The organism is Rhizobium sp. CF142 (assembly GCF_000281145.1).
Taxonomy (GTDB): Bacteria; Pseudomonadota; Alphaproteobacteria; order Rhizobiales; family Rhizobiaceae; genus Rhizobium.
Window position 1 is genome coordinate 54,694 of sequence record NZ_AJWE01000090.1, and the last position, 18,128, is coordinate 72,821.

Annotated in this window: 21 protein-coding genes and 2 pseudogenes; 19 read left to right on the forward strand and 4 right to left on the reverse strand. The window is 60.4% G+C overall.

The window, feature by feature from the left end:
- Nucleotides 1–43 precede the first annotated feature (43 nt).
- Nucleotides 44–160, forward strand: a pseudogene (locus PMI11_RS36610) (type IV toxin-antitoxin system AbiEi family antitoxin domain-containing protein); the annotation flags it as partial.
- A pseudogene (locus tag PMI11_RS38120) lies at nucleotides 129–373 on the forward strand (nucleotidyl transferase AbiEii/AbiGii toxin family protein); the annotation flags it as partial. The pseudogenes PMI11_RS36610 and PMI11_RS38120, both read left to right, overlap by 32 nt.
- A 116-nt stretch (nucleotides 374–489) precedes the next feature.
- Here the strand turns inward: PMI11_RS38120 and PMI11_RS18180 are convergent.
- From PMI11_RS18180 to PMI11_RS18185, 3 genes are read right to left on the reverse strand one after another with little or no spacing between them, the layout of a single operon-like run.
- On the reverse strand, nucleotides 490–1,002 hold the full coding sequence (locus PMI11_RS18180; protein ID WP_007819759.1) for a hypothetical protein: 513 nt from the start codon (nucleotides 1,000–1,002) through the stop codon (nucleotides 490–492).
- A complete protein-coding gene (locus tag PMI11_RS36620) occupies nucleotides 999–1,223 on the reverse strand; it encodes a type II toxin -antitoxin system TacA 1-like antitoxin (RefSeq protein ID WP_280110103.1) in 225 nt (74 codons plus the stop codon). Before PMI11_RS36620 ends, PMI11_RS18180 begins: the two co-directional genes overlap by 4 nt.
- Before the next feature lie 24 nt (nucleotides 1,224–1,247).
- The gene (locus PMI11_RS18185; RefSeq protein ID WP_007819764.1) at nucleotides 1,248–2,150 is read right to left on the reverse strand and encodes a ribokinase; all 903 of its coding nucleotides are present in this window, start codon (nucleotides 2,148–2,150) and stop codon (nucleotides 1,248–1,250) included.
- A 164-nt stretch (nucleotides 2,151–2,314) separates the two neighbouring features.
- Here PMI11_RS18185 and PMI11_RS18190 point away from each other — a divergent pair, with 164 nt between their 5' ends.
- Genes PMI11_RS18190 through PMI11_RS18220 form a run of 7 tightly spaced genes read left to right on the forward strand, consistent with a single transcriptional unit; the run spans nucleotide 2,315 to nucleotide 7,431 of the window.
- Entirely contained in the window at nucleotides 2,315–3,070 is a 756-nt protein-coding gene (locus PMI11_RS18190; protein WP_007819766.1) for a FadR/GntR family transcriptional regulator, read from the forward strand.
- Nucleotides 3,071–3,100: 30 nt separating this feature from the next.
- A complete protein-coding gene (gene rpiB / locus PMI11_RS18195; protein ID WP_007819769.1) occupies nucleotides 3,101–3,547 on the forward strand; it encodes a ribose 5-phosphate isomerase B in 447 nt (148 codons plus the stop codon).
- Nucleotides 3,548–3,577: 30 nt separating this feature from the next.
- Entirely contained in the window at nucleotides 3,578–4,495 is a 918-nt protein-coding gene (locus PMI11_RS18200) for an NAD(P)-dependent oxidoreductase (protein ID WP_007819771.1), read from the forward strand.
- A complete protein-coding gene (locus PMI11_RS18205) occupies nucleotides 4,492–5,169 on the forward strand; it encodes an amino acid ABC transporter permease (RefSeq protein ID WP_007819773.1) in 678 nt (225 codons plus the stop codon). Before PMI11_RS18200 ends, PMI11_RS18205 begins: the two co-directional genes overlap by 4 nt.
- An 11-nt stretch (nucleotides 5,170–5,180) precedes the next feature.
- Entirely contained in the window at nucleotides 5,181–5,852 is a 672-nt protein-coding gene (locus PMI11_RS18210; protein ID WP_007819775.1) for an amino acid ABC transporter permease, read from the forward strand.
- Between the two features lie 27 nt (nucleotides 5,853–5,879).
- A complete protein-coding gene (locus PMI11_RS18215) occupies nucleotides 5,880–6,605 on the forward strand; it encodes an amino acid ABC transporter ATP-binding protein (RefSeq protein WP_007819776.1) in 726 nt (241 codons plus the stop codon).
- Between the two features lie 28 nt (nucleotides 6,606–6,633).
- Nucleotides 6,634–7,431 (forward strand): transporter substrate-binding domain-containing protein, encoded by a 798-nt coding sequence (locus PMI11_RS18220; RefSeq protein ID WP_007819778.1) that lies wholly within the window; start codon nucleotides 6,634–6,636, stop codon nucleotides 7,429–7,431.
- Between the two features lie 66 nt (nucleotides 7,432–7,497).
- Here PMI11_RS18220 and PMI11_RS18225 read toward each other — a convergent pair whose 3' ends face one another.
- Nucleotides 7,498–8,436, reverse strand: a complete 939-nt coding sequence (locus PMI11_RS18225) for a GntR family transcriptional regulator (RefSeq protein ID WP_007819779.1) — start codon at nucleotides 8,434–8,436, stop codon at nucleotides 7,498–7,500.
- Between the two features lie 278 nt (nucleotides 8,437–8,714).
- Between PMI11_RS18225 and PMI11_RS18230 the strand changes: the two genes are divergently transcribed.
- The 10 genes from PMI11_RS18230 to PMI11_RS18275 all read left to right on the forward strand — a co-directional run bounded on the left by PMI11_RS18230 (nucleotide 8,715) and on the right by PMI11_RS18275 (nucleotide 18,102).
- Entirely contained in the window at nucleotides 8,715–9,524 is an 810-nt protein-coding gene (locus PMI11_RS18230) for an ABC transporter substrate-binding protein (protein ID WP_007819780.1), read from the forward strand.
- Between the two features lie 33 nt (nucleotides 9,525–9,557).
- A complete protein-coding gene (locus tag PMI11_RS18235; protein ID WP_007819782.1) occupies nucleotides 9,558–10,286 on the forward strand; it encodes an amino acid ABC transporter permease in 729 nt (242 codons plus the stop codon).
- 29 nt (nucleotides 10,287–10,315) lie between these two features.
- Nucleotides 10,316–11,065: an amino acid ABC transporter ATP-binding protein gene (locus PMI11_RS18240; protein WP_037071655.1), complete on the forward strand. Its 750-nt coding sequence runs from the start codon at nucleotides 10,316–10,318 to the stop codon at nucleotides 11,063–11,065.
- A gap of 13 nt (nucleotides 11,066–11,078) precedes the next feature.
- Complete coding sequence (locus tag PMI11_RS18245; protein ID WP_007819786.1) at nucleotides 11,079–12,242, forward strand: M20 family metallopeptidase; 1,164 nt, start codon at nucleotides 11,079–11,081, stop codon at nucleotides 12,240–12,242.
- Nucleotides 12,239–13,336, forward strand: coding sequence for a mandelate racemase/muconate lactonizing enzyme family protein (locus PMI11_RS18250; RefSeq protein ID WP_007819791.1), 1,098 nt, complete (start codon nucleotides 12,239–12,241; stop codon nucleotides 13,334–13,336). Before PMI11_RS18245 ends, PMI11_RS18250 begins: the two co-directional genes overlap by 4 nt.
- Nucleotides 13,333–14,502 (forward strand): M24 family metallopeptidase, encoded by a 1,170-nt coding sequence (locus PMI11_RS18255; RefSeq protein WP_007819792.1) that lies wholly within the window; start codon nucleotides 13,333–13,335, stop codon nucleotides 14,500–14,502. Before PMI11_RS18250 ends, PMI11_RS18255 begins: the two co-directional genes overlap by 4 nt.
- Before the next feature lie 26 nt (nucleotides 14,503–14,528).
- Nucleotides 14,529–15,755, forward strand: a complete 1,227-nt coding sequence (locus PMI11_RS18260; protein WP_007819793.1) for a glutamine amidotransferase-related protein — start codon at nucleotides 14,529–14,531, stop codon at nucleotides 15,753–15,755.
- A 37-nt stretch (nucleotides 15,756–15,792) separates the two neighbouring features.
- Nucleotides 15,793–16,206: a VOC family protein gene (locus tag PMI11_RS18265; protein WP_007819795.1), complete on the forward strand. Its 414-nt coding sequence runs from the start codon at nucleotides 15,793–15,795 to the stop codon at nucleotides 16,204–16,206.
- A gap of 31 nt (nucleotides 16,207–16,237) precedes the next feature.
- Nucleotides 16,238–17,173 (forward strand): 2-hydroxyacid dehydrogenase, encoded by a 936-nt coding sequence (locus PMI11_RS18270; protein ID WP_007819796.1) that lies wholly within the window; start codon nucleotides 16,238–16,240, stop codon nucleotides 17,171–17,173.
- A 62-nt stretch (nucleotides 17,174–17,235) separates the two neighbouring features.
- Nucleotides 17,236–18,102: a D-amino-acid transaminase gene (locus PMI11_RS18275; protein ID WP_007819797.1), complete on the forward strand. Its 867-nt coding sequence runs from the start codon at nucleotides 17,236–17,238 to the stop codon at nucleotides 18,100–18,102.
- Nucleotides 18,103–18,128 lie beyond the last annotated feature (26 nt).

Here is an 18,128-nt window from a genome sequence, read left to right on the forward strand (position 1 = left end):
CACATGAGGATCGCCGCACTGCCGGACTGATGCCTACTTCGGCCGGCTCGATCTCAAACGTATCGACCTCGGTCATGGCAAGCGTCAGATCGTGGTCGACGGTCGATTGGACAGTAAGTATCAGATCACTGTGCCGGCGGCACTCGACGCCGGCGTCTGAAGCTTACCGCGCACAAGTCAGTCTCCTCGTTCGGGTTCTGCCACTCGTTGCTGAGGAGGGTGTCTTCGCTTTGAAGGGCGCCATGGCCATCAATCTCTTCGTTAGAGACCTTCCACGCCGGTCGGTCGATATCTGACCTATCTGCCGGTTGAGGACCGTGCGACGTCCCTCGCCAAGATCGACGCCGCCATACGGCGGATTGGTGCTCGCATGGGGTATGCCGCGCAGCCGCAGCCAGGTCGTATCGGTGCACAGCGAGGCTTCAATTCTGGATGAAGTACGGTCAGTCGCATTAGCTAACCCTGAAAGAACGAAACTGCGAACGACCGTCAGAGAAGGCCCTTGGTCTTGAGGTCGGCGGCGAAGGTGGCGAGCGGCATGACCAGCGTGAACGTGTGGTTCTCCAGCGGCTCGGCCCCATAGCTGGCATACCATTGGGCCGCGCGCTCGCCCTTGGCGTCGATAATCAATAGCACGCCGCCAGCCTCGGACGCGATCCGGAGGCAGCGAAGCGCCGCGGCGACGAGGAGCTGGCCGCCCAAACCATGGCCCGCGACGGAGACATCGGTCGCGATCCGGGCCAGCTTGAAGCCAGGAACTTCGTGTTGGGCCAGCCCCTTTGTCATCGACGCCGGCACGCCTGCGTGCGCCACAGTGTAGAATCCCAGCACGCGGTTGGGCGTAGAGGCGTCGATTGCACAGAAGGTCTTTGAGGCGTTCTGTTCGTGACTTTGACCGGCGTAGCGTCGGAGGAAATCGTTTATCGCCGGATCGCCGCAGTCGAAGGACTGGCGACCATGCGAATTCGCGATTGCTTCCTCTCTCCAGTCGGGCAGCGTCATAGAGTGTCGGGCAACGCCGCTATCGCTGCCCGCAGCTTCGCGTTGGGCTTGGGCGGATTTTCTAGCAGTTCGAGCACGCGCGCATGATCGCGCGCCGTTAGACGAACGACCTCGGCCGCCTCGATCACGGCTTCGGCTTCGCGGCGATCGGGATTAAGTGGGAAATCCTCGCCTCTCGAAAGGCACGGCCTCTCAGTTCTTGTGGGGCCGGCCCATCGGATATGAACCCTGCTTGGCTAAACTCATCAGGCTAGGGCTTTTTCAGCGCATCCAGCATCCGGAATCGCCGCTTGCGCTCCAGTGGCAAGGCAGGCCAGCGACCCAGCAACGGCTGCGCGTCGAAGTGCCTTTTTCAGGTCCAGCCCCTGTTCGAGGCTGCCCGCGAGGTAGCCACAGAATGTGTCACCGGCCCCGACCGTATCCACCGGTTCGATTTTCAGGCTCTTTGCCTGAGTAATCTCGCCGTTATGGGCCGCCATCACACCGTCGGCACCAAGTGTCAGTACGAAAGTCTGACCGTTCTGGCGATGCAGGCGCAGCAAGGCCTCGTGCCGCTCGCTTAAATCCGTGAGCGTTGAACCGACGAGCAGGTCAAATTCGGTCTCGTTGGACACGACGATATCTGCGAATGCGGCAAGCCGAGCCACGTCCGCGGTAAATGGCGCTGTGTTGAAAATGGTCGTGATGCCCTTTCTGCGTGCGGCTTTCAGCGCATGCTCAACGGTCTGTGCCGGGATTTCCATCTGCAGCATCAGCAGGTCGCCGCTTGTCATTCCCGCTACCGCTTCGTCTGCCATGTCCGTATCGACGGCGCTGTTTGCGCCAGCGATAATGGTGATCATATTTTCTCCAGAGGTATCGACGAGGATGATTGCGGTGCCGGTCGCCGATGGCATGGTCTTCACCCCGGAAACATCCACCGAGGCAGAGCGAAGCATGCTGAGTGCCCCTGCGGCAAAGCTGTCGTCACCGACGGCACCAACCATACGCACCGCGCTGCCCGACAATTTTGCCGCTAATGCCTGATTGGCGCCTTTGCCGCCGGCCGAGGTGGCAAAACACTTCCCCGCGACGGTTTCGCCGGCCCGCGGCAGGCGTTCGGTGGTGGCGACGAGGTCCATGTTGATGGAACCGAGTACGGTGATCATGGCAGGGTCCTGTTCTGGTTTGTGGCCTCGCCGGTTGGTTCCGAGGCTGTAATTCGACGTTAAATGCAAGCCACTGCAACGGGTTATGAGAAACGTGTCTTTCGGCGCTTGACAGTGTCCCGACCGTGGATAGTTTAGAGGTCATACCACGGTCTGGACAGAAAATGACAGTCAAAAAAACGATCCGACGCGAACCCCAGGAAGTAGGCGCCCATAACAGGGTCGCGGCATTTCTGCGCGATCAGCTCCTGTCGGGGGAATTGAAGGCGGGCGATTGCCTTCTTCCCGAGCGGGAGCTGGCGGCGCATCTGAATGTCAGCCGGCCTGTCCTCCGCGAAGCGCTGCGCGCCTTGTCGATGATCGGCGCCGTCGAGATCCGCCACGGCGTCGGCACGATCGTGCGCCGTCCGGATGCAACGGCGCTTGGTGACGTCTTCAGCTTCATGCTCGCCCACGGCTCGAACGTGACCGGCGATATCATGGAAGCGAGAAAGGCGATCGAACACCACGCGGTGCGTCTGGCCTGCCAGCGTGCGACCGAGCAGGATTTTTCCAATATCGCCAATGCGCTCGGTCACATCGTCGAGACGATCGACAATCCCGAGCTTGGCGGCATCGCCGATTTCAAGTTCCACGAAGCAATCGTCGCCGCGTCGCATTCGCCGACCCTGGTGACGATCTACGCATCGATTTCCCAGTTGATGATGCGCTCGCATCTGGAGCGCCGCGAAAAGATCATCCGGGTTGAGGGGATCGAGGAGTTTCTGATCGACCACCACCGGCTGATCCTGGAGGCCCTTGCCGCCCGCGACCGGGTCCGGACGGACGATCTTCTGCACCAGCATTTCGAGATCGGTGCCGACTTCCGGCGCCGCGCCAGTCTGCACGACATTTCCAGGGGAACGGGCGCCTCGCGCTAGTTTTCCATTCGATCAAAAGGGAGGATATTCATGAACATTGTTATCGGTAGCGACCATGCGGGTTTTCCGCTGAAGGCGGATGTCGTCGAGGTGCTGAAGGAGCTTGGCCATACGGTCGAGGATATCGGAAGTTTCACGCCCGATCCGGTCGATTTTCCGGATATTGCCGGCCTTCTCTGCAAGAAGGTGCGTGATGGCGCAGCCGAACGCGGCATTCTTGTCTGCGGCACGGGCGTCGGCGCGGCAATCGCTGCCAACAAGATCAACGGCATTCGTGCTGCCGTCTGCCATGATGTGCATTCGGCCCATCAGAGCGTCGAGCATGACGACGTGAACGTCATGTGCATCGGTGCCAAGATCGTCGGCCCCTGGCTCGCCCGTGACCTCGTCGTTGCCTATCTCGATGCGCAGTTCGACCGGAACGAGGATTTCGTTCGCCGTGTCGAAAAGCTCTCCGCTCTGGAAAAGGCGCAATAAGCGCAGTGAACGTTGATAGGGAGAGCAGACATGGCCAACAATAACCTGCCGAAACTGGCCTTCATCGGCCTCGGTGTGATGGGCCGTGAAATGGCCGGACACCTGATTGCCGCGGGATATCCGGTTAGGGTTTTCGACATTTTTGCCGATGCCGTCAAAAGCCTCGCGGAAAAGGGCGGCATCGCCTCTGCCAGCGTCGCCGAGGCGGTTGCGGATGCGGAAATCACCATCTCGATGTTGCCCAATACGCCGCAGGTGGAAGACGTGGTCTATCGCGACGGCGTTCTCGACAACATGCCGCAGGGTGGCATCTTCATCGACATGAGCACAATTTCGCCGGAAGCGACCCGGTCGATGGTGGCAGCACTGTCGGCAAAGTCGATCGCGATGCTGGACGGTCCGGTTTCCGGCGGTCCGATCGGTGCCAAGAATGCAGCGCTTTCGATCATGGTGGGCGGAGAGCGGTCTGCCTTCGATCGCGCCGAGGCCGTGCTAAAAGTTATGGGCACGACGATCAGCCATGTCGGCGCCCCGGGTGCCGGACAGACGGTCAAGCTCTGCAACCAGCTCGTCTGCGCGGTCAACATTCAGGCCGTGTGCGAAGCACTCGCGCTTGGCCGTGCCAGCGGCGTTGATCTGGAGCAGATGCGCGACGTTCTGCTCGGTGGTTCGGCGTCCTCCTGGATGCTGGAGAAGCTTGGACCAGCCATGATCGCGGGCGATGCCAGCGCCGGCTTCCGCATCGATCTGATGCTGAAGGATCTCCGTCTGGTTCTGGAAATGGCAGACCAGAAGGACGTGCCGCTGCCGGCAACCTCGCTCGTCACCTCGCAATATGTCGAGGCGCGTGCGCATGGCGAAGGATCGAATGGCAATCAGGCCCTGTTCAAGGTCTACGACCGGATGAGTGGCCAGGATGCTTCGGCCGCATGGGCAGGCCGCCCATGACTTTCGACTTCTCCGTCGTCCTCCTTCGCTGGCAGATGCTGGTCGACGGCATGGCGCTGACGGCTCAGCTGGCGCTTGTCACGACCCTGACCGGCTTCATCATCGGAACGGCCTGCGCCATAGCACGCCGCTCCGGTGGACCGGTTCTGCGGGCAATCGCCTCGACCTATATCGAGAGCGTCCGCAACACGCCGTTTCTGGTGCAGATCTTCGTGGTCTATTTCGGCCTGTCGAGCCTAGGTTATTCCTTCGGTGCGATCTTCGTGGCGATCCTCGCGCTGACGGTGAATGTGGGTGCCTATACGGCGGAGATCATGCGTGCCGGCTTCGATGCCATCCAGAAGGGCCAGTGGGAGGCCGGCGAATGCCTGGGCCTTTCCCCAGTCCAGCTCTACTGGCATGTGGGCCTCAGGCCCGCGATGGAACGGGTCTATCCGGCGCTGACCAGCCAGTTCATCCTCTTGATGCTGGCCTCCTCGGTGACCTCCCAGATTTCTGCCGAGGAACTGACGGCAGCCGGCAATTTCATCCAGTCGGAGACCTACCGGCCCTTCGAGACCTATCTCGTCATCGCCGTCATCTATCTCTTCCTGTCGATCGTCATGCGTGCCCTGTTCTGGGCGCTCGGCATGGCCCTGTTTCCGCGCCGTCGCCGGCTCGGCACGCCGCTGTAAGGGAGGCGATCGTGACGACTGCATTCAATCACAACCATCTGATCTTCCTACTGAACGGCGTCGTCTGGACGCTTGTCCTGTCGGCCATGGCATTTGTCGGCGGAGGGATCGTCGGATTTCTCGTCGCAATGGCGCGGATCACGCCGTCCAAGGCCGTCCGTCTCATTGCGGCAACCTATGTTCAGCTGATCCAGGGCACGCCGCTTCTGGTCATCATGTTCATCATCTATTTCGGGCTGCCGACGCTCGGCTTTTTCATCACGCCGCTGTTTGCCGCTGGCATCTCGCTGACCATCTATGTCAGCGCCTATCTCGGCGAGATCTGGCGCGGTTGCCTGGAATCCGTTCCGAAGGCGCAATGGGAGGCCGCCGAATGCCTGGCGCTCTCCAAGCCGCAGCGCATGTTCAAGGTTATCCTGCCGCAGGCGATCCGGATCGCTACGCCACCGACCGTCGGTTTCAGCGTCCAGATCGTCAAGAATACGTCGCTCGCCTCGGTCGTCGGTTTTGTCGAACTGACCCGTGCGGGACAACTCATCAACAATTCGATCTTCGAGCCCTTTCTCATCTACCTCATCGTTGCAGCGCTCTATTTCTGCCTGTGCTTCCCGCTTTCGGCGGCCAGCCAGCGTCTTGAACGCATGGGGCCGAGACGGCGCGCGCTGGTCAAGCCGGCCGCCTAAGGCCGCGACAATAAAGGGAGGCAGGTCATGTCGATGATCGCGTTAAATCAGGTGAAGAAGAGTTTTGGCGCCGTAACCGTGCTGCAGGGGGTGACCTTCTCCGTCAACAAGGGCGAGGTTGCGGCACTGATCGGCGCAAGCGGCTCCGGCAAGAGCACGGCCCTTCGCTGCGTCGATCGGCTGGAAGTCATCGACAGCGGCGAGATCACGGTTGCCGAGCACAAGGTGCATGATCCGAAACTCGATCTGCGCAAGCTGCGGCTCGATGTCGGCATCGTCTTCCAGAGCTACAATCTGTTTCCGCATCTGACGATCGAGGAAAATATCACCCTTGCGCCGCGATCGGTGAAGAACGTGCCGAAGGCGCAGGCTCGCCAACTGGCGCAATCCGCGCTCGAACGCGTCGGCCTCGGCGACAAGGCGAACCATTATCCCGAACAGCTATCCGGCGGCCAGCAGCAGCGTGCTGCGATCGCTCGGTCGCTAGCTATGGAACCGAAGGTCATGCTGTTCGACGAGGTCACGTCGGCGCTCGACCCGAAGCTGACCGGCGAGGTTTTGCGCGTCATCGAGAAACTCGCCGAGAGCGGCATGACGATGATCATGGTCACCCACGAGATGAATTTCGCCCGCAAGGTCGCTGACCGCGTGATCTTCATGCATCGCGGCCTTGTGCATGAGGAAGGCGACGCCTCGATTCTCAATGCGCCGAAAACGTCGGAGCTGCAGGAGTTCCTGAGTCACGATCTTTGAACTGAAAAACCAACGGAGGAGAATGAAAATGTTGAAGACACTTCTTGCTCTTGGCGTCGTGGGAGCGATGCTGACGGCCCAGACAATGCCGGCAATGGCCGACACCTACGCCAATATCATCTCGGCGAAGAAGATCCGGGTATCGACCGATCTCGCCATACCGCCCTCTGGCATGCTCGACGCCAATTTGAAGCCCGTCGGTTCGGATGTCGAGACGGCGCAGCTTCTTGCAAAGGACTGGGGCGTCGATGTCGAGTTCGTCCAGACGACCGGTGCAACCCGCATTCCCAATCTGCAGACCAACAAGGCCGATATCGTCATCTCGACCTTGTCCGTTACACCGGAGCGCGCCCAGGTCATCGATTTCTCCAAGCCCTATGCCGGCCTTCTGTCGGTCATTGCGGCACCGGCTTCCTCGCCGATCAAGGATTGGGCCGATCTCAAGGGCCAGACGGTGACCGTCACCCGCGGCACGACCCAGGACAGCGAGCTGACAAAGATGGCGTCCGAGCATGGTTTCACTGTTGCGCGCTACGACGATGACGCAACCATGGTGACGGCTGCCGTCTCGGGCCAGGCAAAGGCCATCGCGACATCGGCAACGCTGGTCAAGCAGGTTCATGACAAGAACCCGACGCTCGCCTTCGAGCCGAAAATCACCATCCGTGTCCTCAATCTCGCAATTGGTGTTCGCAAGAACGAGCCTGAGCTCCTCGCAAAGGTCAACGATTGGGTTGCTGCCAATCTTAAAAACGGCAAGCTCAACGATATCTACCAGAAATATCACGGAACTCCGCTCCCGGCCGAGATCGTCAACGCTCAGTAAATTGCGTTTCCTACAAAAGAACCGTCATGGCGGAAGCTCGTCTTATGGTGCGAGCGTCCGCCATTTTCATGCTTTCCGGTCCACTTTCGGATAATGCCGAGCGGCTCCGCGCGCCGCGCCAAGATGGCTCAGCATCAAGCTTGAGGCCAGCGCCCTGTCGCCCTGGAAGATGGCCTCAATGATGTCGAGATGCTCGCGGCACCAGTCGCGGACGCGGCGCCGGTTCGAATAACCGCCGAATTCGAGAAGCCGTCGCAATCGGTTCTGCTGCTGAATGGCCTGCAGGAAGAAGATATTGCCGCTGAACGCGGCGATCATTTCATGAAACTGTGCATCTGTCTCGAACAGCTGGCGCGGATCGACGCTGGCTATGTCGGGATGTCCCTCAAGGTAGAGGTGTTCAAGGCGTGAGCGCTCGAGCAGGCCGGCATCGAATTGAAAACTGCTCAAAAGCAGCCCGGCCGGTTCCAAAGTGCTGCGGTAGTCATAGCTGTCGCGCAGGGCCACCTGGGAATCGAGCGTCGGCCGAAACGTCCAGCCGCGGCCGCTATTGCGCGATAGCAGCCCGTCATTGACCAGATGCGTCAGGGTTCGTTGTAAAAGTGTCCGGTCGATATTGTAGCGCCGGGTGAGTTCCGCCTGGGTGATGCTGTCGCCGAGAATGCCGGACAGCCTGTCTTCCACGATGCGCGCATAGAGATCCTGATCGGCAGTGGCCGGCACTTCCAGCTCGGTCCGATGAAGCGCGACCTGTTGCGCCTTGAGGAAAAACCCCTGGTTCTTTCTCGCCTCGACAATGCCGCGTTCTGCCAGCAGGTTGAGGGCTGCTCTGACCGGTGTCCGCGAGACGCCAAGCATGTCGCCGAGCTGCTGTTCGCGCAGATGATGCCCGATCTCGAATTTCGCGTCGCGAATGAGGTCGAGAATCTGGTTGGCAAGGCGATGCCGACCCTGCTGCGCATTTGTCGTCACCACCGGTGCGAGTTTTGTATCGTTGACAGACATGTTGTACAATCATGCGGCTGTTATTCGTGTGCCTGACTAATAGCCATTCATCGGGAAAAGTCTATCTCTGGATGGTAAGCGCGTGTTGAATTACGCGAAACGCCGGAATTCGGGATCGAGAATCTCGGATTCTGTGGCAAAAATCATCAAGAAGGTCAAAAAATAGGCATGGTTTAAGAGTGCACAATATTTCACTTTCTTGCTTGACTCTCAAATTTCTTGGATTGTATTGTTGTAGTCAGAAAATGCAATGTTGACATAACAACAAGGGAACTCGCATGCTCAAGAACATCCTCGCCGCATTGATTTTGCCACTTGGTATCGCCGCTTCTGCATCCGCCGCCGAGCTTCCTGCCAGCGGGCTGGTGGAGAAAGGCGCGCTCACATACGGTGTCGCCGCGACCTTCGCTCCGTTCGAATTTCAAAAGGACGGCCAGCTTACCGGTTTCGACATCGATCTCATCGCTGCCTTGTCCAAGAAGCTGAAGGCCGAGACGAAGCCGATGAATATGGAGTTCAAGGGCCTCATTCCGGCGCTGATCGGCGGCCGCCTCGACCTCATCAACTCGGCCATGTACATCAATCCGGCCCGTTCCGAGCAGGTCGACTTCATTCCCTACCTGAAGATCGGCAATATGGTGATCGTCCAGGCGGGCAATCCGAAGAAGATCACCGGCCGCGATGACAGCCTGTGCGGCAAGACGGTCTCCGTCACGCTCGGCGGCATTCAGGAAAGCCAGGCGCGTGCCGACGATGCACGCTGCAAGGCCAAGAACCTCGAAGGCGTCAAGGTTCTGACCTTCCCGACCGCCCAGGATTCCGCGCTGACCTTGCGTCAGGGCCGCGCCGACGCGACCTTCGATTCCACGCCGGGCGCCGTCGTGCTGCAGAGCTCCGTTCCCGGCGTCTACCAGACGGTTGGCGAAGAATTCGAATCCAACACCAGCATCGGCATGGCAACCCGCAAGGGCGATGCAGCGGTGCAGAAGTCGATCAAGGATGCCCTGAGCGAGATTGTCGCCGACGGCACCTACAAGACCCTGATCGAAAAGTGGAAGCTGCCGCCATCGGTCGCGATCTTCAACTGATCTGTCCGATAACAAAGAGAAAAGGAGAGCGGGATGTCACTTGATCTGGTCTTCGACTATGTCTTTTCACCCGCTTTCTTCCATGGCGCGCTGCTGACCCTGGTCATCACGGTGACCTCGTTGTTCTTCGGAATTATAACCGGTCTCGTCGTGGCGCTCCTGCAGGAATCGCGCATCAAGCCGCTGCAGATATTCACGCTTGTCTATCTGTGGCTGTTCCGCGGCACGCCCGTCCTGTTCCAGATCATCTTCATCTACAACGTGCTGCCGACATTCGGCATCATGCTGTCTGCCTTCGTCAGTGCGGTAATAGCGCTCTCCCTGAACGAGGGCGCCTATATGGCGGAAATCATTCGCTCCGGCCTGCAGGCGGTCAAGAAGGGTCAGCGGACGGCGGGTCTGGCGCTCGGCATGAGCCGGTTTGCCGTGATGCGTTACATCGTCATCCCGCAGGCCGCCCGCATCGTGCTGCCGCCGACGGGCAACCAGATGATCGGCATGCTGAAGACGAGTGCCCTCGTCTCGGTGGTCGCCGTGGAAGAGCTGCTTCTCGTCGCCAACCAGACGGCAAGTTCCAACTTCAAGTATTTCGAGGCGCTGACGGCTGCCGGCATCTATTACCTGGCGCTGACCACGATTTTCATGGGCCTCCAATATCTTCTCGAACGTGCTCTCGACCGCAAACGGCCGCGTGAAAAGCGTCGTGCTGTTCCCTTGATGGCGCGTCTGACTGCGCTCACCGAAAAGACAGAAGCCCGATGAAGGACAAATCCCCGATAAAGGATAAGGCGATGACAGCTTCCGACCGCCAGCCGCTGCTCGAAATCATGGGGATCAACAAGAGCTTCGGCGATCTCCAGATCCTGAAGGCCTGCAGCCTGAATGTCCGCAGCCGCGAGACCATGGTCATTATCGGCCCGTCCGGATCCGGCAAGTCGACCCTGCTGCGCTGCATCAACCTGCTGGAGCCGGCCGATGACGGCAATATTTTCTTCGAAGGCAATGACATTGCCCGCGAATCGCGCCGAGCGCCGGAAATCCGCCGCCAGATCGGCATGGTGTTCCAGAATTTCGAACTCTTCCAGCACCTGACGGCGATCGAGAACATCATGCTGGCTCCGATGAAGGTGCTCGGCATGAGTCGCAGCGATGCCCATGACGTCGCCATGGATCTTCTGAAGAAGGTGCGTATTCCCGAGCGCGCCGATTTCTTCCCCGACGAACTTTCCGGCGGCCAGCAGCAGCGGATCGCGATTGCCCGCGCGCTCGCTATGAAGCCGAAGCTGATGCTGTATGACGAGCCGACATCGGCACTGGATCCCGAAATGATCCGCGAAGTGCTGGACGTGATGGCCGAGCTCAGCAGCGAAGGCATGACCAGCATCGTGGTGACCCACGAAATGGGCTTCGCCAAGCGCGCGGCAGACCAGATCGTTTTCATGGAAAACGGCGAAGTGATCGAAAACGCCTCGCGCGATGCCTTCTTCGGCGGGACCGTCAATGAACGGGCCACACGCTTCCTCGACCAGATCCTGCACTAGGTGACATGCAATCATGACCAATAGGCCAGACATCGCACGCATGAAGCGCGAGCTTGCGGAAATCATCGCCATCCGCAGCGAAAACCCGCCGGGCGGTGAGGCCGATGTCGCCGTCTATGTCGAGCGGCTTCTGAAGGACGAGGGCTTTTCGGTCTCTCTCACCGAATACAAGCCGGGACGTTTCAATGTCGAAGGCAGACTGGAAAACGGTCCGGGTCCGGTCTTTGCCTTTAATACCCATATGGATACGGTGCCTGCCGGCGACGGCTGGACCTCCGACGCCTTCACGCTGCGGGAGGAAGACGGCAAGCTTTTCGGGCGTGGTGCCTGCGACTGCAAGGGGCCGCTGATTGCCATGATCGAAGCGATGCGGATGCTGGCGGCAGACCGCACGACATGGTCGGGCACGCTTCTCGGCGTTTTCGTCGGTGACGAGGAGATCGCCAGCGAAGGCGCCAAATATTATGCCGCGACCAAGCCGAATATCGATTTCGCGGTGGTCGGCGAACCGACATCCAACACGACCTATTCGGCCCATAAGGGCAGCCTGCGACCGGTCGTGCGCGTGCATGGTGTCACCGCCCATTCCGGCACGCCGCATCTCGGCGACAACGCCGTCTATCGCGCCGGCCAGCTTCTGACCCTGATCGAGGCCTATCATAACGAGGTCGTGCGCAAGCGGACGCATCCTCTGGTCGGCGAAGCCAGCCTGACTGTCACGCGTATTTCCGGCGGCCATGCGGACAACGTGCTTCCCGGCTCGTGCGACATGCTGCTCGACCGGCGCATGGTGCCGGGCGAGGACGAGGATGCGGTAAAGCAGGAATTCGCCGCTCTCCTGAAGGATGCCCATGATCGTTTCGGCGTGAAGGCGGAAATCGTCGATTACAAGGCGACCACCGGCAGCGCCACGGAAACGGCCGGTGACCATCCGGTCGTGCTCGCAAGTCTGGAGGCATGCAAGGAGAATGGCACGGCCGATCCGGGCCCTTTCGGGTTCCAGGGCGGCTGCGATCTGGTGCACTTCCGCTCGCTCGGCGCGCAGGGAACGGTGATCGGGCCTGGCAGTCTTTCCGTGGCCCATAAGGCGGACGAATTCGTGCCGCTGGACGAATTCGTCACCTGCAGCGTCATCTATCGCGACGTTGCCAGAAAGATGCTGCGGCCGAACCCATGAGAGCCTCCCTCCACAGAGCCATGCTCCGATATGGCGGCGGGCTTCTCCTCCATACGGCCTCGTCCGGTCCGGTCGGCGGTCTCGACACGCTTTACCTGACGCTGGAGCATGGCCAGCGTACCGGGATCGGCGAAGTCCGCATCAACATAGCCTATCTGAACGGGATCAGCCCGGAGACCTGCCTCGAAAAGGTTTTGGGTGTCCTGGGTGGTATGGACTGGTCGATGGACCCCGTCGCGATGCAGGCCGAACTGGCCGCGCGGGCGGATGTGATCGCGCCGGTGCGGATGCTGATCGATATCGCCCTTCACGATCTGATCGCCCGCGAGAAGGGTGCCACGGTCTTTGCAATGCTCGGCGGCAGTGCTGCGCCGATCGTGCGTTACGCCACCAACCAGACCCTGTTCATATCCTCGACGGAACGGTTTCTGGCACAGGCCGAGACCTATGTGACACGCGGTTTCCGCGATCTGAAAGTGCGCGTCGGCGGCGGCGATTTTTCCGAGGACGTTGCGCGGCTTGCAGCCCTGCGCCATCGTTTCGGCGATGCGGTCAAGCTTGCGATCGATGCCAACGGTTCGTGGAGCGAGGCGCAAGCTGCCGCAAATCTTAAGACGCTTGCTCGCTTCGGGCTCGCCTATGTCGAACAGCCGGTCGCGCCGGGTGACTGGGACATGCTGAACCGTCTAGCGGAGGCAAGCCCGCTGCCGCTGATGCTTGACGAGAGCGTTGCCACATCCGCGGATATCGATGCGATCGTCGCCGCCAAGGGTCGTCTATGGGCGCATTTGAAGCTGGTGAAACTCGGTGGCATCGCTGTCAGTCTGACTGCTGCAAAGCGGCTCTTAGGTGCACACATCCCTTTCATGATCGGACAGATGAACGAAGGCGCGGTCGCGACGGCGGCAGCACTTCATCTGAGCTGTGCGGCCGGCCCCCGGTTTGCCGAACTTTATGGCGCCGATGGCCTGGAAAACGATGCGGCGGCCGGGCTGGTCTACCGGGATGGCGGTGTCGAGGGACCTGCCACCACGGGTTTGGGTTTGGAATTCGATGCGTCGAAGGCGCATCTGGTCAAGGAGTTTGAAGCATGAGCATTCAAAGCGATATCGTACAGGGACAGGAGTCAGCCTTCCCGAGAGAAGAATACGCTCGCCGTCAGGCACTCGCCCGTGAAGGGCTTGCGGCGGCAGGCCTCGACGCGCTGGTCGTGACCGGCCCTGAAAACATCTTCTATCTGACCGGCCAGCAGACACCGGGTTATTATACGTTCCAGGCGCTGATCCTGCCGGCCGACGGCGATCCGGTATTCCTCATCCGTCAGCTCGAATATTTCAATTTCATCGCCAACACGTTCATTTCTGACGCTGTCGTCTATCAGGACGGCGAGGATCCGCTCGGCCTTCTGGTCAAGCTGATCGAAAGCCGCGGTCTGGCCTCAAAGCAGATCGCCATCGACAAGCGTGGCTGGTTCCTACCGATTGCCGTTTATGAGGCACTGCAGGCCCGGCTTGGCACGATCGGCGACGGCGCCGGCGTCATCGAGAAATTCCGCGCAATCAAGTCACCGCTCGAAGTGGCAAAGCTTGAAAAGGCTGCGTCCTATGTCGACGACGGCATGCGCGCGGGTCTCGCTGCGGTTCGCGTTGGCGCCACCGAAAACGATCTCGTCTCCGCCATGATGGGCTCGGCGATCGCGGCCGGTTCCGAATATCTCGGCATGGAGCCGCTCGTTTCCGTCGGCCCGCGCACCGGCGTGCCGCATGGCACATGGCGCCGCCGCGCGATTGCTGATGGCGATCCGGCATTTCTCGAAATGGCGGCCTGCCATGATCGTTACCACGCAGCCCTGATGCGCTCGGCCTGGATCGGCGAACCGCCGAAGGAAGCTGCGGACATGATGAAGGTCTGCCAGGAGGTGCTGCAGGTCTCGCTCGATGCGATCCGTCCGGGCGTTGCCTGCGAAGTGCCGCATATCGCCTGCCAGAAGGTCATCGACCGCGCCGGCTATACGGAGAACTTCAAGAAGCGCCTGGGCTACAGCGTCGGTATTTCGTTTGCGCCAGATTGGGGCGAGGGCGCCATTTTGAGCCTCAATGCAGGCGTCAAGACCGAGCTGCAGCCCGGCATGACCTTCCACCTGCCGCCGGCCCTGCGCATCTATGGCCGCTTCACGGTCGGCGTCAGCGAGACGATCGTCATCACCGAGACGGGCTATCGCGCGCTCGGCACGATCGATCGCGATCTGCTGATCGTCTGACTCGGACAGATCGAACGGAGCCGACCATGAGCCTGATCCTCGTTCATCACGATACCGACAGTCCGGCTCTCTTCGGAGCGGTTGCCGCAGCCATTGCGGCAACACGGGGCTGCGGGTTCATGCATCTGGCGGCCCGTTTCGATACCGGACGTCACGCGGACGCCGAACAGCATGTGGTCGCGTCTGGCGGGCTTGCCGCAAGCGGACTTTGCTGGTTCGAGCGGCTTTCGGGAGAGCAGGTAGCACCCGTCGCAACCGCTGAAGCGGTGATCGACGCCGCGCATCTTGCCGATATCGTGGTGCCGATCCATTCGTCTTTCATCGCCGGGGCCGATGCGGCCGCAGGGCTTTCTGCCGCCGCGCGACGTCATGGGGTTGAGGTGGAGACGATCGAGATCGTCGACCATGCCGACTATTTCACCGATCGTGCAACGCAGGCGGTGCTTGCCTGGCGCGACCGTTTCGGCCGCATCGTGCTGCAGCAGCCGAAGACGACGACGGATGCGGTGTTGAAGATTGCGCTGATCGGTGCGGAAAGCGACCATATGGGCGTTTACCCGGCCGCGTTGGCATGCCTTGCCGATGCGGCAGACAGCTTGCCGCTGGCGGTAGATATCGACTTCATCGATCCTGTCCGGTTTCGCGAGGCCGATGCCGAAGAGACGCTTCGACCCTATGCCGGCATTCTGCTGCCGGGTGGAGCGAATATGAAGAATGTTGCGGGGCAGACGGCGGTCGCCGCCTTCGCGCTTGAAAACGAACTCCCGATCGTCGGGCTCTGCCTCGGCATGCAGACCATGGCAACCGCGGTTGCCTGGAAGGCCTTCGGCCGCAGCGAGGCGAACCTCGCCGAGGCCGATCCGAACGCCGCCATCAAGACCTTTCGCGCCATGGCCGGCGAGAGGACGCCCGGTGGCGAACTGCTTCCCGAACACCGCACAGGCGATCAAGAGACCGCGCCTATCCCCGGCACGCGGCTCGGCGAACTGATCCCTTCCCGAATGACCGTGCGATGCAACCACCGCTTCAGGCTCGATCCGAACCTTGTTGCCGATCTGGAGACGCAGGGTCTGCGGGTTGCGGCACGCGGGGTTGGTGGTGCCGTCGTCGATGCCATCGAGGTTGGCGATCACCCGTTCTATATGGGCATGCAGGGCCATCCCGAACTGTCGTCCCGGCCCGATGCACCCCATCCACTTCTCGTCGCCTTTCTTCAGGCGGCGCTTTGCAGGCATTCACCGGCGACCTCATGAGCCGCCGTCCTTCAACAGAAAAAGTCAGGAAACATCCATGCGTTCGCCTTTCCATCTCGCCTATCACGTCACCGACCTTGATGAGACCCGCCGCTTCTATGGCGGCGTTCTGGGGTGCCAGGAAGGTCGCAGCACGGACACCTGGGTCGATTTCGATTTCTTCGGCCACCAGATTTCCATGCATCTCGGCAAGCCGTTCGAGACGACACGCACCGGCAAGGTCGGCAATCATATGGTGATGATGCCGCACCTTGGCGTGGTTCTGGAACTCGACGCATGGCTGGCGCTTGCCAACCGTCTCGAAGATGCAGGTATCGCTTTCGACATTCCGCCGGTCGTCCGCTTCGAAGGCGAGCCGGGCGAGCAGCGCACGATGTTCTTTTTCGATCCGAGCGGCAATCCGATCGAAGTAAAAGGCTTCAAGGATTTCGACAGCGTTTTTGCGCACTGAAGTCGAAGCCAGGGAAAGAGGAGAATATCCGATGATCGCGCTTGTGACACGGATGAGCGAGGATGTGGAGCAGCTTTGGCTGACCTCGCTTTCGGAAAATATGCCGGGTGAAACAATCGTGCCGTTTCGCCATCTCGATCAGGCGGCGCGGGAAGCGGTCGATATCGCAATCGTCGCCAATCCAGATCCGGCGGATATCGCACTACTGCCGGCCCTGAAATGGATCCATAGCGTGTGGGCAGGGGTCGAACGGCTGGTCGGCGAGCTTGGTGAAAGCCGTTTGCCGATCGTACGGCTGGTTGACCCGCAGCTCAGCCGGACGATGGCGGAGGCGGTGCTTGCCTGGACATATTACCTGTTCCGCGACATGCCGGCCTATGCAAAGTTCCAGCAGCAGCATATCTGGAGGCAGCTTGCCTATCGGCGCCCTCAGGATGTCATGATCGGCCTTTTGGGGCTGGGTGCGCTTGGTGCGGAATCCGCCGCGCGTCTCAAACATGCCGGTTTCAACGTGATCGGCTGGAGCCGTTCCGCCAAGTCGATCGACGGGGTCGAGACTTTCCATGGCGATCAGGGCCTTGACGCGCTTCTCGGCCGGTCCGAAATCCTTGTCTGCCTCCTGCCTCTGACCGTAGAGACGCGTGGTCTGCTGAATGCCGAGCGTCTTTCGCGCATGCCGCAAGACGCCTCGCTGATCAACTTCGCGCGTGGGCCGATCGTGGTGGGCGACGATCTCGTCAAAGCGCTGGATGCAGGTGCATTGAAACATGCGGTGCTGGATGTGTTCGATGTCGAGCCGCTTCCGGTGGAAGCCGCATACTGGGATCACCCCGGCATTACCGTGCTGCCGCATATTTCCGCGCCCACCGACCGTGAGACGGCCGCAGCAATCGTTGCCGACAACATCAAGACCTATAGGGAGACAGCAAGGCTCCCATCCATCGTCGACCTCAAGCGCGGCTATTGACGCCTCCGCGTCACCGCGCCTTGAGGGCGATCACACCTCATCTTTCTTGGGATTTGAATGAAATGACCGCATCTGAACGTATCGTCTATGTCGACGGACACTATTGCCCGGAATCGGAAGGCAAGGTCTCGATCTTCGATCGCGGCTATCTGTTTGCCGACGCAATCTACGAAGTTACCTGTGTCATCGGCGGCAAGCTGGTCGATTTCGACGGACATATGGTACGGCTCCAGCGCTCGTTGAAGGAACTCGACATGCCGGTGCCGATGAGCAACGAGGACCTGCTCGCCATTCACCGCAAGCTGGTGGCCGACAACAATGTCGACGAGGGCCTAATCTACATGCAGATCTCGCGCGGCAATGCCGATCGCGACTTCAACTTCCCCTCGAAGGACACGCCTCCGGTCGTGGTCATGTTCACCCAGGCGCGTCCGGTTCTTGAAAGCCCGCTCGCCAAGCGCGGCCTCAAGGTCATTTCGCTGCCAGACATGCGCTGGGGCCGCCGCGACATCAAGACGGTCCAGCTTCTCTACCCGTCCATGGCAAAAAATGCCGCAAACGAGGTCGGCGCCGACGATGCCTGGCTGGTGCAGGACGGCTTCGTGACGGAGGCCTCGTCGGCAAACGCCTATATCGTCACGACTGACGGGAAGATCGTCACACGCAGCCTGTCTACGGACATTCTCCATGGGATTACCCGGGCCGCCGTCCTGCGTTTCGCCCAGGAAGCCGGCTATGTGCTTGAAGAGCGCTCCTTCACCATTGCCGAGGCACTGGAAGCCCAGGAAGCCTTAATCACCTCCGCGACATCCTTCGTCACATCGGTGCTATCGATCGATGGTCAAATGATTGGTGACGGTAAGATCGGCCCTGTCAGCAGCCGCCTGCGGGAAATCTATATCGATAAAGCCGTCGGCGCGCGGATATAAGTCAAGCCGCCATTCGATCGGATTTG